Source organism: Streptomyces sp. NPDC051315 (genome assembly GCF_044455165.1).
Lineage (GTDB): Bacteria > Actinomycetota > Actinomycetes > Streptomycetales > Streptomycetaceae > Streptomyces.
The window spans coordinates 59,177-81,161 of sequence record NZ_JBITEN010000029.1 but is presented as its reverse complement, the minus strand read 5'-3'; the positions used below and the strand labels follow the sequence as shown (position 1 = coordinate 81,161).

Below are 21,985 nucleotides of genomic sequence, written 5' to 3'. Positions count from 1 at the left end.
CACCGTGTCGTGTTGTGAAACGCCCCACAGGCCACTCCAGTCATACCGCGCTGACCTGCACGAACACCAGTCCTCCAGGCGAGGAAGGTCATCGAATCCGGTCACCACCCGGTACAAACACCATCAATTGCCATGAGTTCACCGGTCTCGGAGAGATACGGAATCGAGCCCAACCTTGGCTGGAATGGTCATCCTGCGACATGCCGTGCGGAGCGGTCGGACGGTGGCCGGGACGGCGTGTGGGCCCGGGCGGCCGGTCGCGACGGGGACTACGCTTCAGTAGTGATGGACAGCCCCGTACCGCCCCCTGCCGCAGGCCCCGGGCCCCGCCGCCGTGATCGCCACGGCCGGGGCATGCGGGGGCCGATCGCGCCCCCTCAGGTGCCGCTGGCCGCGAGCCGTGCCGATGTCTTCGCGGATCTGGTGCAGGACTCCGTGGAGCGGCTGGAGCGGCGGTGGCCGCAGCTCGCCGACATCGACTTCATGGTGCTGGAGGTGCCCCGGCTGGACGGGGCCGCGGGGCCGTGGAACGACGAGGCGGTCCCGCTGGGCGGGACGATCCCCCCGCGCGAGGGCCGTCGGGCGCGGGTGGTCGTCTACCGGCGGCCCGTCGAGATCCGCACCAAGGGGCGCGACGAGCGGGCCGCGCTGGTGCACGAGATCGTCGTGGAGCAGGTGGCGGAGCTACTGGGGCTGACTCCGGAGACGGTGGATCCCCGGTACGGGGAGGACTGAGCGCGCGGCCCGCGCCCTCCCCGGACCTCCGCTACTTCTGCAGCACCGTCAGGTCCTCGTCCGCCTCCGGCACCGCCACCGTCCCCCGGTCGTCCGGCAGGGTCTGGATGGTGAAGCCCGGCAGTCCCTCCACCGAGGCCGTCAGGGTGCGCGCGGCGTGCACGGGGGTGTCGGTGAGGGGCTCCACGGTCAGGGCGTAGGTGCCCTTCAGGCCGGTGGGTACGGGGAGTTCGACGTCCTGCGTGGTCCCGGACCTGATGGTGTACGTCTTGGAGGCCGCCGTGCCTCCCCCGCTGCCGGCGGAGGCGGTGACCTTCACCTTGGCGGTGCCCTGGGGGGCGGTCAGGGAGAGCGTGGAGCCCTTGACGGTGTTGTCGACGACGGACGCGCGCGTGCCGACCGGGCTCGTGGCGGGGATGAAGGCCGACTCCTGCTTGTCGCCCTTGCCGCGCACCACGCGGACGGCCGCGACGACCGGCACCGACTGGTCGGTGGGGGTCAGGACCAGGGAGCCGGCCTCCCCGCGCGTGACGTCACCGAGGTCGACGGCGGTCGTCATGCCGCCCTTGACGTGCAGCGTCTCGTGTCCCGCCGGGGTGATCAGGCCGGAGGCGGAGGCGAGTTGGACCTTCAGGTCCGCGTCGGCGTCGCCCGGCGCGAAGGCGACCAGGCGGACGGCCGTGGCGTCCTTGGGGACGCCGGGCACGACCAGGCTGCCCGCCGGTTCGGTGGACGCGGCCAGCCAGTCGCCGCCCAGCTTGTCGTCCAGGGCCTGGACGGCGGCCCCGACCCGGCCGCTGCGGACGTTGACGTGGACGGTGAGGTCGTCCTGCTTCTCGTCGGTGAGCGTGGACAGCAGGATCGGCTCGCTGGAGTGCGCCGGGATCGTGAGTCCCTCCCCCACCGTGGTCGTCACGGCGCCGTCCTTGCCGTACAGCTCGATGTCGGCGACGGCGGCGGAGTCGTCCGGGTTGGTGAGGTGGACGTAGTCCGTGCGGTCGGCCGCCGTGCTGACGCCCGGGAACCAGAACTCGGTGTCGGGCGCGGTGCAGGTGACGCCGAGCAGGCCGCGGCCGGTGCCGGCGGAGACCTGCGTGGACTCCTGGACCGTCCAGCCGGGCGCGAACTTGCCCTCGGCGGTGCCCACGAGCGCGGGCGTGTCGCCGCCGGAGGTGTCGCCGGTGACGGGCGTGCCGGGTGCCTTGGGCGTGAGCACGGGCTCGGCCGTGGTCTTCTTGTCGCCGTCGGCGCTCCCGGCGGCCGCGGACTCCGCCGCGGCGGACCGGAGTTCGGCCGTGCCCTCGCTTCCCGTGCCCTTGGTGACCGGCGTGAACGACGTGTACGTCGTCTCCGCGAGGTCGGAGGCGCTGGGCGCCGGGCACAGCAGGTTGGTGCGCTCCACGGGCAGGACGGCGGCCGCCTTCGCGGTGTCCGTGGTGGGGGCGGCCGGCTCGGTGAGCGTGGCGAAGCCGGTGACGGCGGCGAGCGCGGCCGTACCGACGATCAGGGACAGGGTGGTGCGGTTCACTGCTGGCTCCCGTCGGGGCGCTCGCTGCCGGTGCCGTGGGGGTGCCGGTCCGGGTCGTAGGCGGGGTCGTAGCCGCCCTGGCCGTAGGGGTCGTAGCCCTGCTGGTAGGCCCGGTCGTGGGAACCCGTCTGCCGGCCCTGGCCGTCGTAGGCGTACGGGTCGTACCCGCCTGCCTGGTAGGGGTCGTAGGACTGCTGGTCGTAGGCGCCGGCCGGGTACTGCTGCTGGGTGCCCTGGTACTGGTCGGTGCCGTAGCCGCCGTACTCGGCGCCGGTGTGGCTCGGTGCGTCCCAGTCTCCGTAGGACTGCTGGCTCGGTACCGCGACCGGGGACTGATCCTGGGCAGGAGGCGGGACGTCCTGGTCCAGGGCGGGTTCCTCGTTCTCGGCCTGGGCGCGCAGTCGGCGGGCGCGGCGGCCCTCGCCGGTCGCGGCCTCGGCGGGCGGGAGCTGCTCCTCGGGCAGGTCGTCGTCGACGTCGCGGCGGCGGCCGGGCAGGGCGAGGACGACGAGGACCAGGGCGAGGAAGCCCTGCGCCCACAGCCAGGCGGTGTGGGTGAACGGGTCCTCGTAGGTGACGTCCAGCCTGCCGCCGGAGGCGGGGAGTTCGAAGCCCTGGGCCCAGCCGTCGACGGTGGTGGGGGTGAGCGGCTTGCCGTCCAGGGTGGCCGTCCAGCCGTCGTCGGCGGCGTCGGCCAGGCGCAGGATCCGGCCGTCGGAGCCGTCGGGGATCGTGGTGTGGAGGTCGACGGGGCCCGCGGCGACCGCTGTCGGCGTGCCCTTGCCGGTGACGATGGCCGCGCGGGAGACCTCCTGGTCCACCCGCCACAGGGCGCTGCCGTCCTGCTGGCTGAGCCGGGACAGGCCGGGCGTGGCGTCCAGGACGCGGGTGATCTCGCGGGGCGCGCCCTTGTGGACGAGGACGTAGCGCACCGCGAACTTGCCGAGCTGGTCGGCCTGGTCGGCGCCGGAGCCGGCGACGAGGTTGGCGACGGCCTTGTCGAGTGCGGCGTTCTCGCCGTCGGCGGCGGCGAGTTCGGCGTCGCCGAGGCGGGCGCCGGAGCCGCGGACCAGGACGTAGCCGACGTGGGCGGCGGAGTCGCTGTCGAGGACGAGGGTGCGGGCCTGGTCGCGGGTGCTGCTCTCCTCGGCGACGAACGCGGGCACCTGGACCGGGTCGCGGCGCTCCAGCGGGCCGTCGGCGCCGCCGATCATCCAGCCGGCGGCGACGAGCAGGGGGCCCGCGGCCGCGGAGAAGGCGATGAGGGCGGCGACCGGCTGGCGCCAGCCGAAGCTCTGCTCGGCGACCCGCGCGCGTGCCCCGTCGGCGCCCATGACCGCGGCGGCGAGCAGGGCGATGCCGTAGACGAGGGTGGCGGGGCCGGCCCAGGTGGAGCTGTTGGACAGGACCGCGAAGACGAGGCCCACCAGGGCGATCGCCCAGGCCGTCCGGATCGCGGCCTCACGCTCGGAGCGCAGCAGGGCGGCCAGCGCGGCCAGGACGACGCCGATCAGCATCAGTCCGTCGACGGTGCCGGGTCCGCCGGGGCTGGCGCCGAGCAGGTCGGTCGCGGTGGCCGTCGACGGGCCGTACTCCAGGCCGGCCTCGGTGAAGAAGCCGAACGGCAGCAGCGTGAGCGACCAGGGCGCGAGGAGCAGCAGGGGCGTGCCGAGCTGGGCCACGAAGCGCAGGCCGTAGGCGGGGAGGTCGGTGCGGCGCACGGCCAGGACGGCGAGGCCGAGGACCAGGGCGACGGGCCAGACGATCGGCGTGAACGCGGTGGTGATCGTCAGCAGCAGCGCGTACGCCCAGGTGGCCCGCCAGCTGCCGCGTGCCCCCGAGGAGTGGGCCAGGCCGCTCGCGGCGATGCCCGCGCGCGCGATGAGCGGCAGCAGGACGGCCAGGACGGCGGTGCCCACGCGGCCGCCGGCGAGGGCGCCGGTGGCGGCGGGCAGGAAGGCGTAGACGACCGCGCCCCACGCGCGCAGCAGGCGGGACTCGACGAGCGGCCGGGAGGCGAAGTAGGCGGTGAGGCCGGCCAGCGGGACCGAGCAGACGAGCAGGACGGTGACGGCGAGGCCGGTCGAGCCGAACAGCAGGGTGGACAGTGTCGCGATGATCGCGAGGTAGGGCGGGGCGGACGAGGTGCCGCCGGCGCCCACCGGGTGCCAGGCGTCGAGGTAGCGCGACCACAGGTCGGAGGCGTCGGCCGGGGCGGGCAGCAGGGCGCCGCCCGCGAGCGCGCCCCCGCCCAGGAGGTTGCGGCAGGCGACCAGGGAGACGAGCAGCAGCACCAGGAAGAGCACCGGGCCGGGCTTGCGGGCGATGCGCTTGAGGCGGGCGAACTGCTCGATCTCCAGGAAGTCGGCGTCGTCGCCGCCGGGGCCGGACTCGATGGCGCCGCCGTGTCGTCCGGCGCCGGTGGTGGTCTCGGCGTCGGAGGCGCCGAGGAAGTCGCCGGCGACCTGTTCGACGGTGGCCCGTACGGTCGCGCCGGGCGGCGGGAACAGGGGTCGCAGCTCGTCCTTGTCGATCTGCGGGCGGCCGCGCCTGCGCCGTCCGGCGATGATCAGCTCGGGCCGCAGCAGGGTGCCGAGCAGGCCGCGGATCTCGTCGACGGCCTGTCCGGGAACCTTCCCGACGAGGTAGGCGACGGTCCGCAGGAGCGTGCCGAGGACCAGGCGGACCAGGATCCAGGGCAGCAGTGCGGTCCGGCTGTTGACGAGGAGGGTGTAGACGGCGCCGGCCTTGTCGACCTTGTGGGGGGAGGCCGAGGTGCGGCCCGCGCAGTCGACGGTGCGCCGCTCCCGGGAGGCGGCCTCGGCGTGCCGTACGACGGCGTCGGGGGCGACGAGGACGCGGTGGCCGGCGGCGTGCGCGCGCCAGCACAGGTCGACGTCGTCACGCATGAGGGGCAGGCGCCGGTCGAAGCCGCCGAGTTCGTCGAAGACGTCGCGGCGGATCAGCATGCCGGCGGTGGACACGGACAGGACGGGGCGGACGTGGTCGTGCTGGCCCTGGTCCTGTTCGCGGCGGTCCAGACCGGTCCAGCGGCGGCCGGAGTGGGCGATGGTGACGCCGACCTCGAGGAGCTGGCGGCGGTCGTACCAGCCGCGGAGCTTGGGGCCGACCACGGCCACGTCGTCGCGGCCCAGTTCGATCTCGTGGTCCACGACGCGCAGCAGTTCGGCCAGGGCGTCGGGTTCGGGGGCGCAGTCGTCGTGCAGCAGCCAGAGCCACTGGACGGGCTCGCCGTACGGGAGCTCCGGCAGGTCGTAGGCGTCGTCGCGCCAGGTGCGCGTGACGGGGTCCCAGCCGCTGGGGCGCTTGAGGTACGGCAGTTCCTCGGGGGTGAGGACCGGGGCCGTGCGGTGGGCCTCCTCGACGGCCTGGCCGAATCCCGTCCGCCGGGCGAGGTGCAGGACACGGTCGGCGCCGAGCGCGTCGGTGACGAGCTGGGCGGAGTCGTCCGCGCTGCCGGTGTCGGCGGCCATGACGGACTGGACGGGGCGCTCCTGGCCGAGCAGCCCGGCGAGCGCGTCGGGCAGCCAGCGGGCGCCGTCGTGGGTGACGAGCACCGCGGTCACCACGTGGCGTGGGAACTCGGGCGGGCGGGTCGGGTCAAACCCGGCCGTGGCAGCGTCGCGTTGGGCTGCAGTGTGGCTGTGCACGGACATCGAGGTACGGGCCCCGGTTCGGTGGACTGCGGTGGACGCCCGTGCCGTGTGGGGGCGACGGGGCGTCTCGGACGAGCGCCCACACTATCGGCTGGCCACGACCACGGCCCGCCGCCTGTGGACAACCCACCTGCGACGGGCCGTTCGCCACGTCGTCCCGCTGTGGCGGCGGTCTCGGACGGCCGCCTTCTTCAGACGGCCGCCTTCTTCAGTCGGCGGCGCTCCCGTTCGGACAGGCCGCCCCAGATGCCGAACCGTTCGTCGTTGGCGAGGGCGTACTCGAGGCACTCGGAGCGGACCTCGCAGGCGAGGCAGACCTTCTTGGCCTCGCGGGTCGAGCCGCCCTTCTCGGGGAAGAAGGACTCGGGGTCGGTCTGGGCGCACAGTGCGCGCTCCTGCCAGCCGAGTTCCTCACCCGCGTCGTCGACCAGCAGTTGCTGCACCAGCTCGGTCATGTGCGCCCCTCGCTCTGTCTTTTCGCGTCCCCGTGACGTGGCCGTTACCGATTCCGGCTGAACGACACGAGTGAAATTACAAGTGTGCTGATCCGGGCGAGTCAAGCCGGGATCTGCTATTGGGCCCCTTATTCACTCTGCGGAACCAAGGCCATGCGGTAAGTGTTCAAATCGGCATAAACCTTGACACGCTGATAGGCCCCCGACGGGTCCCCGGTTCCCACACCACTGGTACGGGGAAGGACGCCCAGGAGTTCGATCCCGTTGCGACACGCGCGCGGAAGCGAACCGGATCACAGTCGGATCACGGGATCGCAACGCGGCTTGCGCCCCCGGCATGTGCCCCATGTGTCCCGGGGACCCCGTGCACAAACCTTTCACCTCGCAGATGAACCGGAAGAGGTGAACCGGTCCCGCATACCGGTCGTCGAGTTGACACCGAAGGTGTAAACGGGTGTCCTTGTGGGCATGCTCGCGAACTTGGCACTCACCTCGACCCGCACCGCCGGGTCGCACGGTGCTGCCCGCGCTCGCTGTAGCTGTTGTTGCTGTTCCGGCTGTTGAGCCCAACGCGTTCCAGCTGAACCTGAGTCCACTGCGACTCGGCTGCTTGTTCCCACGCCCGGACCCGGGCATCCCTGTCGCCCGTGACCCGGGCGGACGGTACGCGACACCCAGCCAGCCCCCACTCATCCCCGCCGAGGAACCCCCGCACCCCATGAACAGCGACAGCGACCTCCAGATCGCCGGTGACATCCTCGAAGTCCCGCACCTCCTCCAGACCCCGCGCGAGCACCCGGCCACCGTCGCCGAGTTCGTCGGCCTGGCCCGCTCCATCGCCGCCGACCGCTCCCAGTGGGAGCACCTCGTCCGGTACGACGCCACGAGCCGCTGGTACCACCGGCTGCGCACCGGCCCCGGCTACGAGGTGTGGCTGCTGTCCTGGGTGCCCGGGCAGGGCAGCGGGCTGCACGACCACGGCCGCTCCTCCGGTGTGCTGACCGTGCTGGACGGCACGCTCACCGAGCGGACGGAGCGCGGCACGCGCGCGTTGGACGCCGGTGCGCAGCGGGTCTTCGCGCCGGGGTACGTGCACGAGGTGATCAACGACGCCCTGGAGCCGGCCGTCAGCCTGCACGTGTACTTCCCGGGCCTGACGGAGATGCCGATGCACACCACCCCGCACTGCGAGGGGCGCGCCCTGACTGCGTGACGCGTTGTCGCAGCCGCCTGCAAGACTTGGCCCCATGCGCATTGTGGTTCTGGCAGGCGGCATCGGTGGTGCCCGGTTCCTGCGTGGTCTGAAGCGGGCCGTGCCGGACGCGGACATCACGGTCATCGGCAACACCGGGGACGACATCCACCTCTTCGGGCTGAAGGTCTGCCCGGACCTCGACACGGTGATGTACACGCTCGGCGGCGGCATCAACGAGGAGCAGGGCTGGGGGCGGTCCGACGAGACCTTCCACCTGAAGGAGGAACTCGCGGCGTACGGCGTCGGACCCGAGTGGTTCGGGCTCGGCGACCGGGACTTCGCCACCCACATCGTGCGGACGCAGATGATCGGCGCCGGGTATCCGCTGAGCGCGGTGACCGAGGCGCTGTGCGACCGGTGGAAGCCGGGCGTGCGGCTGATCCCGATGACCGACGACCGCGTCGAGACGCACGTCGCGGTCGAGATCGACGGCGAGCGCAAGGCGGTCCACTTCCAGGAGTACTGGGTGCGCCTGCGGGCGTCGGTGCCGGCCGAGGCGATCGTGCCCGTCGGCGCCGAGCAGGCCAAGCCGGCGCCGGGCGTCCTGGAGGCGATCGCGGAGGCGGACGTCGTCCTGTTCCCGCCGTCGAACCCGGTCGTGTCCGTCGGCACCATCCTCGCCGTGCCCGGTATCCGCGAGGCCATCGCCGAGGCCGGGGTGCCGGTGGTGGGGCTGTCGCCCATCGTCGGGGACGCGCCCGTGCGCGGCATGGCCGACAAGGTGCTCGCGGCGGTCGGCGTGGAGACGACGGCCGCGGCGGTCGCCGAGCACTACGGCTCGGGCCTCCTCGACGGCTGGCTCGTCGACACCGTCGACGCCGGCGCGGTGGAGCGGGTCGAGGCCGCCGGGATCCGCTGCCGGGCCGTACCGCTGATGATGACCGACGTCGAGGCGACCGCCCGGATGGCCCGGGAGGCGCTGGCCCTGGCCGAGGAGGTGCGGGGGGCGTGAGCGAGGCAGCCGAGGAGGGCTACCGGGTCTGGGCCGTGCCGGGCCTGCCCGAGGTACAGGCCGGGGACGACCTCGCCAAACTGATCGCCGCCGCCGAGCCGGGGCTCCGCGACGGGGACGTGGTGCTGGTCACCTCGAAGATCGTCTCCAAGGCCGAGGGACGGGTCGTCCGGGCGGACGACCGGGAGGCCGCGATCGACGCCGAGACCGTCCGGGTCGTGGCCCGGCGCGGAACCCTGCGGATCGTCGAGAACCGGCAGGGCCTGGTGATGGCGGCCGCCGGTGTCGACGCCTCCAACACACCCGCCGGAACAGTGCTGCTGCTGCCCGAGGAGCCGGACGGCTCCGCGCGCGCGATCCGCGACGGACTGCGTGACGTCCTCGGCGTCGACGTCGGCGTCCTCGTCACCGACACCTTCGGGCGGCCCTGGCGCGCGGGGCTCACGGACGTCGCGATCGGCGCCGCCGGGGTACGGGTGCTGGACGACCTGCGCGGGGGCACGGACGCGTACGGCAATCCGCTCGCCGCCACCGTCGTCGCCACCGCCGACGAGCTGGCCGCCGCCGGTGACCTGGTGAAGGGCAAGGCCGCCGGGCTGCCGGTCGCCGTCGTCCGCGGGCTGCCGCACGTGGTCGCCGACGGCGACGGGGACGGGGCGCGGGCCATGGTGCGCGGTGCCCGCGACGACATGTTCCGGCTCGGCACGTCCGAGGCGGTCCGGCTGGCGGTCACCCAGCGGCGGACGGTGCGCTCCTTCACGGACGAGCCCGTGGACCCCGGGGCGGTCCGGCGGGCCGTCGCCGCGGCCGTCACGGCGCCGGCGCCGCACCACACGACGCCGTGGCGGTTCGTGCTGCTGGAGTCGGAGGAGGCGCGGGTCCGGCTGCTGGACGCGATGCGGGACGCGTGGATCGCGGATCTGCGGCGGGACGGCAAGAGCGAGGAGTCGATCGCCAAGCGGGTGCGGCGCGGGGACGTGCTGCGCAACGCGCCGTATCTGGTGGTTCCGTGCCTGGTGATGGACGGTGCGCACACGTACGGGGACGCGCGGCGGGACGGCGCCGAGCGGGAGATGTTCGTGGTCGCCGCCGGGGCCGGGGTGCAGAATCTGCTGGTCGCCCTGGCCGGGGAGCGGCTGGGATCGGCGTGGGTGTCGTCGACGATGTTCTGCCGGGACGTGGTGCGGGAGGTGCTGGAACTGCCGGAGGGATGGGACCCGATGGGGGCGGTCGCGGTCGGGCATCCGGCGGAGGAGCCGAAGGTTCGGCCGGAGCGGGACGCGGGAGCCTTCATCGAGGTGCGGTGAGGCGCCGGCCCGGCGCACGCCCGGGCTCGGCTTCCGCCGGCGGTCGCACGCCCGGGCTCGGCTTTCGCCGACGTCCCCGCGCCCGCGCTCGGTGCCGGCTGCCCGGCCTTCGCCCGCCCGCCGTCCTCGCGCCCGCGCTCGGCCTTCACTCGCTGTCCTTGCGCGCCTGCGCTCGGTGCGACTGCTCGGGCTTTCACCCGCTGTCCTCGCGCCCGCTCTCGTTGCATCCCGCTTCCTGCGCCTACTCTCGTAGGGGCTTCACCGCTTCCACCGCCCCGGGACCTCACTCATGTCAGGACGATTCGCTCCGCGGCCCACGCGTACGACCGTGCGCGGCGGGCATGTCGGCGTGCCCGGCGGTGTGCCGCGGCAGGTCTCCGCGGCGGGGCGGGTGCGGACGTGGGTGCCTGAGTGGCCGCTCGATCTCGGGCTGGTGCTGGGGCCGCTGCGGCGTGGGCCCGGGGATCCGACGTTCCGGGCGATGCCCGACGGGTCGGTGTGGCGGGCCTGTCGGACGCCCGTCGGGCCCGGCACGTTGCGGGTCTGCGCGTCGTCCGGTGGCGGGGCGGTGCGGGGAGAGGCCTGGGGGCCCGGCGCGGAGTGGCTGCTGGAGCAGATGCCGGAGCTGCTCGGGGCCTCGGACGATCCGGCGGCCTTCGTGCCCCGGCACCGGGTGGTGGCGTTGGCGCGGCATCGCCGGCCGGGGTTGCGGCTGACGCGGACCGGGCTGGTGCTGGAGTCGTTGATCCCGTCGATCCTGGAGCAGAAGGTCACCGCCGACGAGGCGTACCGGGCGTGGCGGCTGCTCGTGCGGAAGTTCGGCGAGCCGGCGCCGGGGCCCGCGGCGGGCGGACGGCTCTGGGTGATGCCGGCGCCTCGGACGTGGGCGCTGATCCCGTCATGGGAGTGGCACCGGGCCGGAGTGGACAACAAGCGGGCTTCGACGATCCTGCGGGCGGTGCGGGTCGCCGCGCGGCTGGAGGAGGCGGTTCGGATGGAGCCGCCCGCGGCGCAGGAGCGGTTGGAGGTCGTGCCGGGGATCGGGCCGTGGACGTCGGCGGAGGTCGTGCAGCGCAGTCATGGGGCGGCGGACGCGGTGACCGTGGGCGATCTGCATCTGCCGGGGATCGTGGGGTGGGCGCTGGCCGGGGACCGGTCGGCGGACGACTCGGTGATGCTGGAGCTGCTGGAGCCGTATGCGGGGCAGCGGCATCGGGCGGCCAGGTTTATCCTGCTGAGCGGGCAGATGCCGGGGCGGCGGGCGCCGCGGATGCCGGTGGGGGACATCAGGGGGTTGTGAGGGGCGGTGCGTCGTGGTCACCGCGGGGGTTGTTCCGCCCCCGCCGCCGCCCCTGCCCTTCCCGCACCTGGGGGCCGCGCCCCCGGACCCCCGCTGCGGCCCTGGACGGGCCGCGTTCTCCAGCTCCCGCTTCGGCCCTGGACGGGCCGCGTTCTCGAACTCCCCAGGAGGGGCCCTCCCGGACGGGCTGATGCGACCGGCCCGCGCGCTCGGACGGCTGGGGCGGTCGGAGCGCTGGGGCGTTCAGCCCGCCTGGTTCGCACCCACCGCCTACTGGTCGGAGGAGAACCGCACCGCCCCCGCCGGGATCCTCGCGTCGCACCACACGCGGGCTCCCTCGCGGAGTTCGTTGTCGGGGCCGACGACCGCGCCGTCGCCGATGACCGTGCCGGTGAGGACGGAGCGTTCGCCGACGCGGGCGCGGGTGCCGATGAGGGAGTCGGTGATGACCGCGCCCGGTTCGATCACCGCGCCGGGCAGGATGGTGGAGCCGAAGACGCGCGCGCCCTCCGCGACGAACGCGCCCTCCCCCACCACCGTGCCGCCCGTCAGCTTCGCGTCGGGGGCGACCGTGGCCGTCGGCAGGATCAGGCGGTCGCCGCAGCGGCCGGGGACGGCGGGGGACGGGGCCCGGCCGAGGACGAGGTCCGCGGAGCCCCGGACGAAGGCCGCCGGCGTGCCCAGGTCCAGCCAGTACGTGGAGTCGACCATGCCCTGCAGGTGCGCCCCCGCCGCCAGCAGGTCGGGGAAGGTCTCCCGTTCCACCGACACGGGGCGGCCCAGCGGGATGGTGTCGATGACCGAGCGGCGGAAGACGTACGCGCCCGCGTTGATCTGGTCGGTGACGATCTCCTCGGGGGTCTGGGGCTTCTCGAGGAAGGCCAGGACCTTGCCGGTCCCGTCGGTGGGGACCAGGCCGTAGGCGCGCGGGTCCGTCACCTTGGTCAGGTGGAGGGAGACGTCCGCGGACGTGGACGCGTGGGTGGCGACCAGCCGGCGGATGTCGAGTCCCGTGAGGATGTCGCCGTTGAAGACGAGGACCGGGTCGTCGGGGCCCGAGTGCAGGCGGGACGCGACGTTGCGGATCGCGCCGCCCGTGCCGAGGGGCTCCTCCTCCGTGACGTACTCGATGTGGAGGCCGAGTGACGAGCCGTCGCCGAAGTACGGTTCGAAGACCTCGGCCAGATAGCTCGTCGCCAGGACGATGTGGTCCACGCCTGCCGCTTTCGCCCGCGCCAGCTGGTGCGTCAGGAACGGCACCCCGGCCGCCCTGACCATGGGCTTGGGCGTGTGCACCGTGAGCGGGCGCAACCGGGTGCCCTTGCCGCCGACCAGGAGGATGGCTTCTGTCACCTTCGTCTCTGCTTCCTGCCGGGACCGGCCGAACTGTCTTTCGGCCGGCCAGTGTATGCAGACCGTTGCGTGGCAACTTCGATGGCCGTGCGGTGTTGCACGCGGTGTCCCATGCGCTGTCCCCCCGACGGCTGTGGAATGTGCCCCCACTGGACGTGACCTCCGCCCCCGCCGGGTCCGCCGGGGCCTCCCCAGGCCCCGCGCGCCCGGGCCCGCCTCAACGCCCCTGGTAACGGGCCGCCGTGGAGCGGGCCGAGCCCAGCTTGCCGTAGAGCTGCCGTCCTGGGCATTCCGTGGCGAAGCCGTCCCGGTGACCGGAGATCACGTTCAGTCGTACGTTCTTACCTTTTGCGTAGAGATTGCCACCACCCGACATCAGGTATGTCTTTCCGCGCGGATTGGCCCCGAACAGACCCAACTTCCACGCCGTCAGACGAGCGATGGCCGTCACCGCCGCGGCGGACGGCTTGGTGGTGGTGAACGTGCCGAGGACCGCGATGCCCATGCTGTTGCTGTTGAACCCGAGGGTGTGGGCGCCCAGGACCGGCTTGGTCACTCCCCCGGCGCGGCCCTCGTAGATGTTTCCGCACCTGTCGACGAGGAAGTTGTAGCCGATGTCCCGCCAGCCCATGCTTCTGACGTGGTAGCGGTAGATACTGCGGATGACCGAGGGGACCTGGGAGCACTTGTAGCTGTTGCCCGAGGCCGTGTGGTGCACGAAGGCCGCCTTGACCTTCGTCGTGTAGCGGAAGCCCCTCTCGCGCAGCTTCTCGTCGGCACCCCAGCCGTGACGCGTGACGATGCGGGGGCGGGGGCCGATGTACGGCTTCGCCCGCTGACCCTCCGTCAATTTTGCGCCGCGCAGGGTGAGAAGCTCGCGTTCGGTGCCCGTGCGGTCGAGGGCGGGGATCTCGGCGGCGCCGAGCGGGGCGAGGTCCAGGTTGGCGGCGGAGGCGGCGGCCGTCCCGGCGGTCATCGCGGTCACCGCGTCAGCGGGGCCGCGGGCGGTCACGGCGCGGCTGCGGGACGCTCCGACCGGCGCGTGGCCGGGGGTGACCGCCTCGGGGACGACCGCCGTGGGGGCGGCGGGCTTTCCGGGGTCGACCAGTTCCAGACGCAGGCCCGAGGGGAGCGGGCCGGCCGCCGACACGGTGCGGGGGCCGCGGGCGGTCTCCTCCGTACGGGCGTCGGCCGTGGCGGTGACGCGGACCTCCACGCCGTCGGAGTCCCCCACCCACAGGGGGGCGGTGGCGCCGCGGACGCGGCCCGAGGCGCGTTCGGGGGTGCCCGGGTCGGCGCCGTGGTCGGCGTTGTGTGTCTCCAGGTCCTGCCAGTCGGACCAGGCGCCGGTGCCGGTGGCACGGGTGCGGACCTGGACCCGGCCGCGCAGTTCGGCGTCCGGGTCGTCCCAGACGACGCCGAGGAGGGAGAAGGGACGGACGTCCCTGCGGGCCAGGCCCTGGTCGGCGCCGAGGGACCGGTCACGGGTGAGGGGGGTCAGGGGCAGCGACTGGGTACTGCCGGGGAGCGGGGCGGCGGGGCTCGTGGCCCGGGCCGCGGCGGTCGCCGCCTCCGCGGTCGGCGCCGGTCGCGCCGTCGCCGCGGTGGCGGGCGGCGTCAGCGGAAGGGCGAGTGCCGCCGCGCAGGTGACGCCGATCGAGGAAGCAAGCAATCCACGCATGCCTCAGATCCTGGGCATCACCCCACCTGCGCGCACATCGGGGATGTTGACGGGCTGTCGGGTGCGTTCGGCCGAACCGGTGGCCCGGCGACGCGAGTTCGGCGCTGTCGGCGCGTACGCTTGCGCGGGTGAACGCCACCGACCGCACCCCTGCCGACCTGCTGCGTTCCGCGCTCGCCGCGGACCCCGCGCGCCCGCTGGTGACCTTCTACGACGACGCCACCGGCGAGCGGGTCGAATTGTCCGTGGCCACCTTCGCCAATTGGGTGGCCAAGACCGCGAACCTCATCCAGGACGGACTGTCCGCCGAACCCGGCGACCGGATCGCGCTGCTGCTGCCCGCGCACTGGCAGACGGCGGTGTGGCTGCTGGCGTGTTCGTCGGTCGGGGTGGTCGCGGACGTGGCCGGCGACCCGGCCCGCGCGGACCACGTCGTGGCCGGGCCCGGCCACTTCGAGGCGGGGCTCGCCTGCCGGGGCGAGCGGTACGCGCTCTCGCTCGCGCCGCTCGGCCGGCGGTTCGTCCCGGCTCCGCCGGAGGGGTACGCCGACTACGCCGTGGACGTCCCGAGCCACGGCGACCGCTTCGTCGCGTACGCGCCGGTGGACCCGGAGGAGCCCGCGCTGATCGTGGCCGGCGCGGAGTACACGGGCGCGGAGATCGTGGAGCGCGCCCGGGCCGACGCGGCGGACCTCGGTCTGACCGGCCCCGGCTCCCGCCTCCTGTCGGGCCTGCCGTACGACACCTGGGACGGCCTCAGCGCCGGCCTGTACGCCCCACTGGCCAGCGACGGGTCCGTCGTCCTCTGCCGGAACCTGGACCAGGCGAACGAGGAGACGATCGCCAAGCGCATCGAGAGCGAACGGGTGACGGCGACGACCCGGTAGCCGGGCCGGGCCGGGGCCGGACCGCCGAGCCGGTAGCCGAGCCGGGGCGGACTGCCGACCCGGTGGCGGAAGACCAGCCGCCCACCTTGTCAAGGAGCGGCGGCCGATCCCGCAGCGCCCGGTGGATGGACGGCCGAGTCCGCAGCGCCCGGTGGGTGGGGTGCGGTTACGGGGGCCCGACGGACGGGCGGCCCGTTCCCCGTCCCGGTCGGCCGTCGCGGCTCCCCCGGCACAGCCGGGGGACTCCCAACAGCTCCCGGGCGGCGGCCGGCGGGAGCAGCACCGGGGCCCCGGGCTCCGCCCCCCCGGCTCCTGACCGGCGGCCCGCAGGGACGGCCGACGTAGAGCCCACAGCACCCCCCTCCCCCACACCCCGCCCCACCGGATCGAGCGGTGCCCCGCTCTGCCGTCGAGCCCGGTCGTCCCGGCAGCCGCTCTCGGGCAGCCATCGCGGCGTTGACCTGGGGTTCGAGATGCCGGGGTGCCCCTCCGCCGGGTGGTCCCCCCGTGACCTGCGACGGTGGGCCGTGTCACCCGTTCGGCTTACTCCCGCCCGCGTCTCCCTCCCACCCGCGCCATCGTCGTAGGAGCAGCACGGGACGTTGGCAGGACGACACGTTCGTACGGCGAGCAGGAGGGGTGGACCTCGGCGTGAGCAGCACCGCAGGCATATCCGGGCCCCTCGGGCCGGGGGCGGGAGCCTCCGCTCATGGGGCGGGGCTCGTTCGGCGGCGTCGGCAGCGGTGGGTGCGGTACGGGGCGGGGGTGGTCGCCGCACTCACCGTGGGGACCGGCGTGGCGGGATGGGTGGTCTACGCGAAGCTCGACGGGAACATCACGCCCGACGAGGCCGCCGCGGCGGAGCTCGCGCGGTACGCCAAGGAGCGGCCGACCGCGTTGGTGAAGGACGCGCGGAACATCCTGCTGATCGGGTCGGACACGCGGGCCGGGGCCGGCAACCGCCGGTACGGCAGGGACTCGGGGACCGAGCGGTCGGACACGACGATCCTGCTGCACCTGGCCGCCGGGCGGCGCAGTGCCACCGCCGTCTCCCTGCCCCGGGACCTGATGGTGGACGTACCCGGCTGCCGGCGGGCGGACGGAACGCGGACCGAGCCGATGTTCGCGATGTTCAACCACGCCTTCCAGGCGGGCGGCTCGGCCTGCACCATCCGCACGGTGGAGAAGCTGACGGGGATCCGGGTCGACCATCACGTCGTCGTCGACTTCAGCGGGTTCAAGGAGATGGTCGACGCCGTCGACGGGGTCGAGGTGTGCCTGAAGGAGCCCATCCGCGACAAGGACGCCAAGCTCCGGCTGCCCGCAGGGCGGGTGACCCTCAACGGCGAGCAGGCCCTCGGGTACGTCCGCGTCCGCAAGTCCCTCGGCGACGGCAGCGACACCGACCGCATGGACCGGCAGCAACGGTTCCTCGGGGCGCTCGTGAACAAGGTGCAGAGCGATGACGTCCTGCTGAATCCGGTGAAGCTCTATCCGGTGCTGGACGCCGCCACGTCCTCTCTCACCACCGACCCGGATCTGGCGAGTCTGCGCGGGCTGTACCAACTCGTGCGCGGCCTGCGGGACATTCCCACCGACCGTGTGCAGTTCCTGACCGTCCCGCGGGAGTCGTACGTCTACAACGCCAATCGGGACCAGTTGGTGGAGCCCGAGGCGGAGAAACTCTTCGAACTGCTGCGCGCCGACCGACCCGTGAATGTGACACCGGGAGGCGCCCGGAATTCACGCTCTGCGGAGTCGTCCGACTACGAGGCGTACAGGTCCCCGCCCCCGTCTCCGCCCACTTTCCGAGGGAACACGGCCGCCGAGGACAGCTGCACGTGAGGTGCCGCGCGGCCGCCACGGGTAAAGCGCTTGCCAAGCGGATGTGTCCAGCGAACTCCAGTTCAAGGAAATAGGGCGAATTGCCCGGTTGTAGGGACGTGGAATTTGTCACCGTCGTCGCCCGACGCTGAACTGGGCGGATAGTGTGAGCGATCCGGTGCACCCGGCCAGAGGAGCGTCCTGGGGTCGTGCACTGTGTGACCGAGACCCGAGCGCCTTTGAGGGGGGAAAGGCGCCGCGTGGCCCCGACGGAGGATTCGGACAACCGTGGACGCACAAGGCCGTGGGCGGGCGGACAACATCGATCCCGCAGACCAGTGGGTGCTCAATCCGAACACCGGCGAATACGAACTGCGACTGAGTCCTTCCGCACCGCAGTCGGCGGTCCCCAAGCCCCGCAGATCCGACTCCCGTGCCGGGGGGACCGAGGGCGCGGGCCGCAGCCGTACGAAAGCACCGGAACGGGACACCCCGGCGGTGCCGGGACCGCGCCGGCGCCGGGGCGCGCCCGAGGAGCCGCCGCCCGGGCGGCGCGGTCGCCGGCCGGCGAAGAAGAAGTCGAAGACGAAGAAGGTCCTGCTGTGGACCGGCGGGACCATGGCCTTCGTCCTGGTGGGCACGGCCGGCGCGGCCTACCTGTATCTGGAGCACCTGAACGACAACATCACGTCCGTCTCCGACGACGGCGCGAGCACCGGCGGCTTCAACAAGGACAAGGCGATCAACATCCTGCTGATCGGCACGGACAAGCGCACCGGCTCGGGCAACGAGGGCTACGGCGACTCCGGCAGCGTCGGCCACGCCGACACCACGATCCTGCTGCACGTCTCCAAGGACCGCACGAACGCGACCGCGCTGAGCATCCCGCGCGACCTGATCGTGGACATCCCGGACTGCCCGACCACGCAGGAGGACGGCTCCAGCGAGGTCATCAAGGGCACGGAGAACGCCCGCTTCAACACCAGCCTCGGACAGGACGGCCGTACCCCGAGCTGCACCATGCGCACGGTGACGGAGCTGACCGGGATCACTCCGGACAACTTCATGGTCGCCGACTTCAACGCGGTCAAGACGCTGACGACCGCGGTCGGCGGCGTCGAGGTGTGCCTGGCCAAGGACATCGACGACCCCGACTCGCACCTGAAGCTGTCGAAGGGCACGCACGTCATCGAGGGCGAGCAGGCGCTGGCCTTCGTGCGCACCCGGCACTCGGTGGGCTTCGGCGGCGACCTGAGCCGGATCCAGATCCAGCAGCAGTTCCTCAGCGCGCTGATGCGCAAGCTGAAGTCGAACGACACCCTCACCAGCCCCACCAAGATGATCAAGCTGGCGGAGGCGGGCACCAAGGCGCTGACCGTCGACTCCCAGCTGGACAGCATCGACAAGCTGAAGGACCTGGGTCTGGAGCTGGGCAAGCTCAACGTCAAGAACCTGACCTTCACCACCGTGCCGGTGGTCGACAACCCGGCCGAGAAGGTGAAGGCCACCGTCGTCCTCGCCGCCACGGCACCCACCGTCTTCCAGATGATCAAGGACGACGTCTCCTTCACCGAGGTGAAGCAGAAGGCACAGGCGTCGAAGGACGCGGCGGCCGCGGCCGCCGCCGCCCGCCTCAAGGGCACCCAGTCCGCGGCCTCCGAGGTCAGGGTGCGGGTCATGAACGGCGGCGCCCCGGCCGGCAGCGCACAGGAGACTCTCAGCTGGCTGCAGAATGATGAGGGCGTGACGAAGTCCGAGAACGCGGGCAACGCGCCGGCGAATCTCAGCAGGACGACGCTCGAGTACGCGCCCGACCAGGCCGCGCAGGCCCGCAAGCTCGCCGCCATCATGGGGCTGCCCGGGACCGCGCTGAAGCCGGGGGAGAGTGTCACCAACGCCCAGGGTCTGCCGACGATGACGTTGACGCTGGGCAAGGACTTCAAGGGGGCGGGCGTCTCACTGACGACTCCGACGAAGGTGCCGGACACGGTGCAGAAGTCCACGGCGGACAAGGTCGAGTGCGCCAAGTAATCACCAACTAGGTAACCCTACGGGCCCGTCGAGCGTCTGACTTGACGCGGGACGGGCCCGTGTCAGGCGCAGGGTGGGGAGGGCAGGGGAAGTGGCGCGGAGCAGTGTGCGGGGGGAGGCTCCCGACGTCGAGGACGCGATGTCCACGACGGCGGCGGACCAGGACGCATCCGAGGACGGGCACGGCCGTGGGGACGGCCGGTCCGGCGAAGGTGACAGCGGGCCCGGCAAAGGCGACGGCGGGTCCGGCGAAGGCGACAGCGGCCCCGGCGAGGGCGACAGCGGGTCCGGCGCGGACGACGGCGACGGCGGGCACAGAGCCGGCCGAGGCGTGGACCGCAGACGGCGCAGACGGCGCGTGCTGCGCTGGTCGGCGACGGTGCTGACCCTGGTGATACTCGGCGGCGCGGGCGCGGGCTACCTCTACTACCAGCGCCTCAACGCCAACATCAAGAGCGAGGACCTCAACCTGGGCGACGCCAAGGACCGGGCCGCCGAGACCAAGGCCAACGCGGCCGGGCAGAAGGCGCTCAACATCCTGCTGATCGGCTCCGACGCCCGTGACAGCGCGGAGAACCAGAAACTCGGCGGCGCCAAGGAGACCTTCAACGGCATCCCGCTCGCCGACGTGCAGATGCTGCTGCACGTGTCGGCCGACCGCAGCAACATGTCGGTGGTGAGCATGCCGCGCGACACGCTGCTGGACATTCCCAAGTGCACCGACCCGGACACCGGGAAGGTGTACCCGGCGCTGACCCGGGAGATCACCAACGCCTCACTGGGCCGTGGCGGCCCCGGCTGCACGGTGGCCACGTGGGAGAAGCTCACGGACATCCACATCGACCACTTCATGATGATCGACTTCGCCGGTGTGGTGTCGATGGCGGACGCGATCGGCGGCGTACCGGTGTGCGTGGACGCCAACGTCTACTCGCACACCAGCACCGGCAAGGGCTCCGGCCTGAAGCTGACCAAGGGCACGCACGAGATCAAGGGCAAGCAGGCCCTGCAGTGGCTGCGCACCCGCTACGGCTTCGAGGACGACACCGACCTCGCCCGCGCCAAGGCGCAGCACATGTACATGAACTCGATGGTCCGCCAGCTGCGCTCCGAGGCCAAGCTGTCCAACCCGAACGCGCTGCGCAGGCTCGCCGAGGCGGCCACGAAGGCGATCACCGTCGACGACGGTCTGGACAGCATCAAGAAGATGTACGACCTGGCGACCGAGCTGCAGAAGGTGCCCACCGAGCGCATCACCATGACGACGATGCCGAACCGGTACGACACCGTCCAGACCGGCCGGGTGGTGCCCACCGAGGACGCCACCAAGCTGTTCCGGCTGGTGCGCGAGGACATCGCCCTGGACGGCAAGGACACCGGGAAGGCGACCGCCACCGCGAGCCCGTCGCCGACGGCCACGGACGCGGCCGCCCCGGACGACGAGATCGCCGTACAGGTCCACAACAGCACCTACACCGACACGCTGGGCGCGGCGCGCGGGCGGGCGACCACGGTGACGCAGCTGCTGGTCGGCAAGGGCTTCACGGAGGCGGTGGCGAACACCGCGCCGGCCACCGCCGAGGAGAAGACGGTGATCCGCTACCCGAGCGCCGACCTCCAGGGCGACGCCCAGCGGGTGGCGAAGGCGCTCGGCATCCCGTCGAGCCAGGTGAAGAGGTCCACCGACGTCTCCGGCGTCACGCTCTTCGTCGGCGCGGACTGGCGGTCGGGGTCGACGTACAAGGCGGCCGAGGAGGACGACAGGACGCCCGAGTCGGCGCAGACGATGAACGCCTCCGACACCAGCCAGTGCATGCACGTGGACCCGGCCTACAGCTGGTAGTCCGGGTCCCGCCCGGCGGTGCTCACCTGGAGCTGAGGACCGCCGGGCGCCGGGAGGCGATGACCTTCCTCGCCAGCGACCGCGGGCTGGTCAGGAAGCCCCAGCCCCACGACATGTGCATGGTGGCCAGCGCCACGGGGATCTGCAGCCGCGCCTTCAGGGGCAGCCCCCGGCCGGCCGGCACCGATCCGGCGACGATCGCCGCGAGGTAGCCGCCGGGGACGACGAAGCCGAGCGGGGTGACGGCCGCGCCGACCACGATCCCGGCGGCTATCGCGCACACCGCGGTGGGCGGGGCGAGGTAGCGCAGGTTGATGGAGCCCTCGTGGTAGCGGGCGACGACGTGCCGCCACCGGCCGTAGTCCTTGTACTGCTTGGCGAGCGCCTTCACGCTCGGCCGCGGCCGGTACGACACCTTCAGCTCGGGCGAGAACCAGATCAGCCCGCCGGCCTCACGGATGCGGAAGTTCAGCTCCCAGTCCTGGGCGCGGATGAACTCCTCGTTGTAGCCGCCCTGCTGCTCCAGTGCCTCGCGGCGGAAGACGCCGAGGTAGACGGTCTCGGCCGGGCCCGCCTGCCCTCCCGTGTGGAAGGCGGCGTTCCCCACCCCGATTTTCGAGGTCATGGCGGCGGCGACGGCGTGCTCCCAGTCGTTCTCGCCCTCGGCGTGCATGATGCCGCCGACGTTCTGCGCGCCGGTCTCCTCCAGGAGCCGGACGGCGGTGGCGATGTAGTCGGGCGAGAGCATGCCGTGCCCGTCGACGCGGACGACGACCGGATGCCGGGAGGCCTTGATCGCGGCGTTGAGTGCGGCGGGCGTACGGCCCGTCGGGTTGGGGACGGTGTGCACGCGCGGGTCTTCGGCCACGAGCTCGGCGGCGATCTCGTCCGTGCGGTCCGTGGACGGACCGAGGGCGATCACGACCTCCATCTCGCCGGCGTACTCCTGCGCGAGGATCGCTTGGACGGCTCCGCGCAGATGCCGCTCCTCGTTGAGGACGGGCATGATGACGGACACGGCGGGGAGCTGCACGTCGGACTTGGCGTTCATAGGGGGCTCACGTTACCGCGAACGGGGGACACGCTCGCGCCCCGCCGGGTGTGCTGCCCCGGACCACAGATCGTATGGGCCTACGGTGCTCACGGCTCCCCCTCGT

General features: G+C 72.8%; 15 protein-coding genes. 9 read left to right on the top strand and 6 right to left on the bottom strand.

The window, feature by feature from the left end:
• The first annotated feature begins 354 nt into the window (after positions 1–354).
• Positions 355–735: a metallopeptidase family protein gene (locus ACIBBD_RS36760; RefSeq protein WP_399424114.1), complete on the top strand. Its 381-nt coding sequence runs from the start codon at positions 355–357 to the stop codon at positions 733–735.
• A 31-nt stretch (positions 736–766) separates the two neighbouring features.
• Here the strand turns inward: ACIBBD_RS36760 and ACIBBD_RS36755 are convergent, their stop codons facing one another.
• From ACIBBD_RS36755 to ACIBBD_RS36745, 3 genes are all read right to left on the bottom strand, one after another.
• Entirely contained in the window at positions 767–2,263 is a 1,497-nt protein-coding gene (locus ACIBBD_RS36755; RefSeq protein WP_399424112.1) for a DUF5719 family protein, read from the bottom strand.
• Positions 2,260–5,940 carry a glycosyltransferase gene (locus ACIBBD_RS36750; protein WP_399424111.1) on the bottom strand — a complete coding sequence of 1,227 codons (3,681 nt, stop codon included), beginning with the start codon at positions 5,938–5,940 and terminating at the stop codon, positions 2,260–2,262. The genes ACIBBD_RS36755 and ACIBBD_RS36750 overlap by 4 nt, the downstream gene beginning before the upstream one ends.
• A gap of 191 nt (positions 5,941–6,131) precedes the next feature.
• Complete coding sequence (locus tag ACIBBD_RS36745) at positions 6,132–6,395, bottom strand: WhiB family transcriptional regulator (protein ID WP_030792866.1); 264 nt, start codon at positions 6,393–6,395, stop codon at positions 6,132–6,134.
• A 718-nt stretch (positions 6,396–7,113) separates the two neighbouring features.
• On the opposite strand from ACIBBD_RS36745, the gene ACIBBD_RS36740 reads away from it, so the two are divergent.
• The 4 genes from ACIBBD_RS36740 (at position 7,114) to ACIBBD_RS36725 (ending at position 11,209) form a co-directional block, all read left to right on the top strand.
• Positions 7,114–7,608: a cysteine dioxygenase gene (locus ACIBBD_RS36740; RefSeq protein WP_399424108.1), complete on the top strand. Its 495-nt coding sequence runs from the start codon at positions 7,114–7,116 to the stop codon at positions 7,606–7,608.
• 34 nt (positions 7,609–7,642) lie between these two features.
• Positions 7,643–8,602, top strand: a complete 960-nt coding sequence (gene cofD, locus ACIBBD_RS36735; RefSeq protein ID WP_399424106.1) for a 2-phospho-L-lactate transferase — start codon at positions 7,643–7,645, stop codon at positions 8,600–8,602.
• Entirely contained in the window at positions 8,599–9,909 is a 1,311-nt protein-coding gene (locus ACIBBD_RS36730) for a coenzyme F420-0:L-glutamate ligase (protein WP_399424104.1), read from the top strand. The genes cofD and ACIBBD_RS36730 overlap by 4 nt, the downstream gene beginning before the upstream one ends.
• Before the next feature lie 289 nt (positions 9,910–10,198).
• Positions 10,199–11,209, top strand: a complete 1,011-nt coding sequence (locus tag ACIBBD_RS36725) for a DNA-3-methyladenine glycosylase family protein (protein ID WP_399424102.1) — start codon at positions 10,199–10,201, stop codon at positions 11,207–11,209.
• Between the two features lie 270 nt (positions 11,210–11,479).
• Here ACIBBD_RS36725 and ACIBBD_RS36720 read toward each other — a convergent pair whose 3' ends face one another.
• Positions 11,480–12,562, bottom strand: a complete 1,083-nt coding sequence (locus ACIBBD_RS36720) for a sugar phosphate nucleotidyltransferase (protein ID WP_399424100.1) — start codon at positions 12,560–12,562, stop codon at positions 11,480–11,482.
• A 217-nt stretch (positions 12,563–12,779) separates the two neighbouring features.
• The gene (locus ACIBBD_RS36715) at positions 12,780–14,243 is read right to left on the bottom strand and encodes a peptidoglycan recognition protein (protein ID WP_399424098.1); all 1,464 of its coding nucleotides are present in this window, start codon (positions 14,241–14,243) and stop codon (positions 12,780–12,782) included.
• 128 nt (positions 14,244–14,371) lie between these two features.
• Between ACIBBD_RS36715 and ACIBBD_RS36710 the strand changes: the two genes are divergently transcribed.
• From ACIBBD_RS36710 to ACIBBD_RS36695, 4 genes are all read left to right on the top strand, one after another.
• The gene (locus ACIBBD_RS36710; protein WP_399424096.1) at positions 14,372–15,130 is read left to right on the top strand and encodes a TIGR03089 family protein; all 759 of its coding nucleotides are present in this window, start codon (positions 14,372–14,374) and stop codon (positions 15,128–15,130) included.
• Between the two features lie 651 nt (positions 15,131–15,781).
• Positions 15,782–16,975 (top strand): LCP family protein, encoded by a 1,194-nt coding sequence (locus ACIBBD_RS36705; RefSeq protein WP_399424094.1) that lies wholly within the window; start codon positions 15,782–15,784, stop codon positions 16,973–16,975.
• A gap of 267 nt (positions 16,976–17,242) precedes the next feature.
• On the top strand, positions 17,243–18,985 hold the full coding sequence (locus ACIBBD_RS36700) for an LCP family protein (protein ID WP_399424092.1): 1,743 nt from the start codon (positions 17,243–17,245) through the stop codon (positions 18,983–18,985).
• Between the two features lie 91 nt (positions 18,986–19,076).
• On the top strand, positions 19,077–20,828 hold the full coding sequence (locus tag ACIBBD_RS36695; protein ID WP_399424090.1) for an LCP family protein: 1,752 nt from the start codon (positions 19,077–19,079) through the stop codon (positions 20,826–20,828).
• Between the two features lie 22 nt (positions 20,829–20,850).
• On the opposite strand, the gene ACIBBD_RS36690 is transcribed toward ACIBBD_RS36695, so the two are convergent.
• Positions 20,851–21,879, bottom strand: a complete 1,029-nt coding sequence (locus ACIBBD_RS36690; protein ID WP_399424088.1) for a glycosyltransferase family 2 protein — start codon at positions 21,877–21,879, stop codon at positions 20,851–20,853.
• Positions 21,880–21,985: the final 106 nt, after the last annotated feature.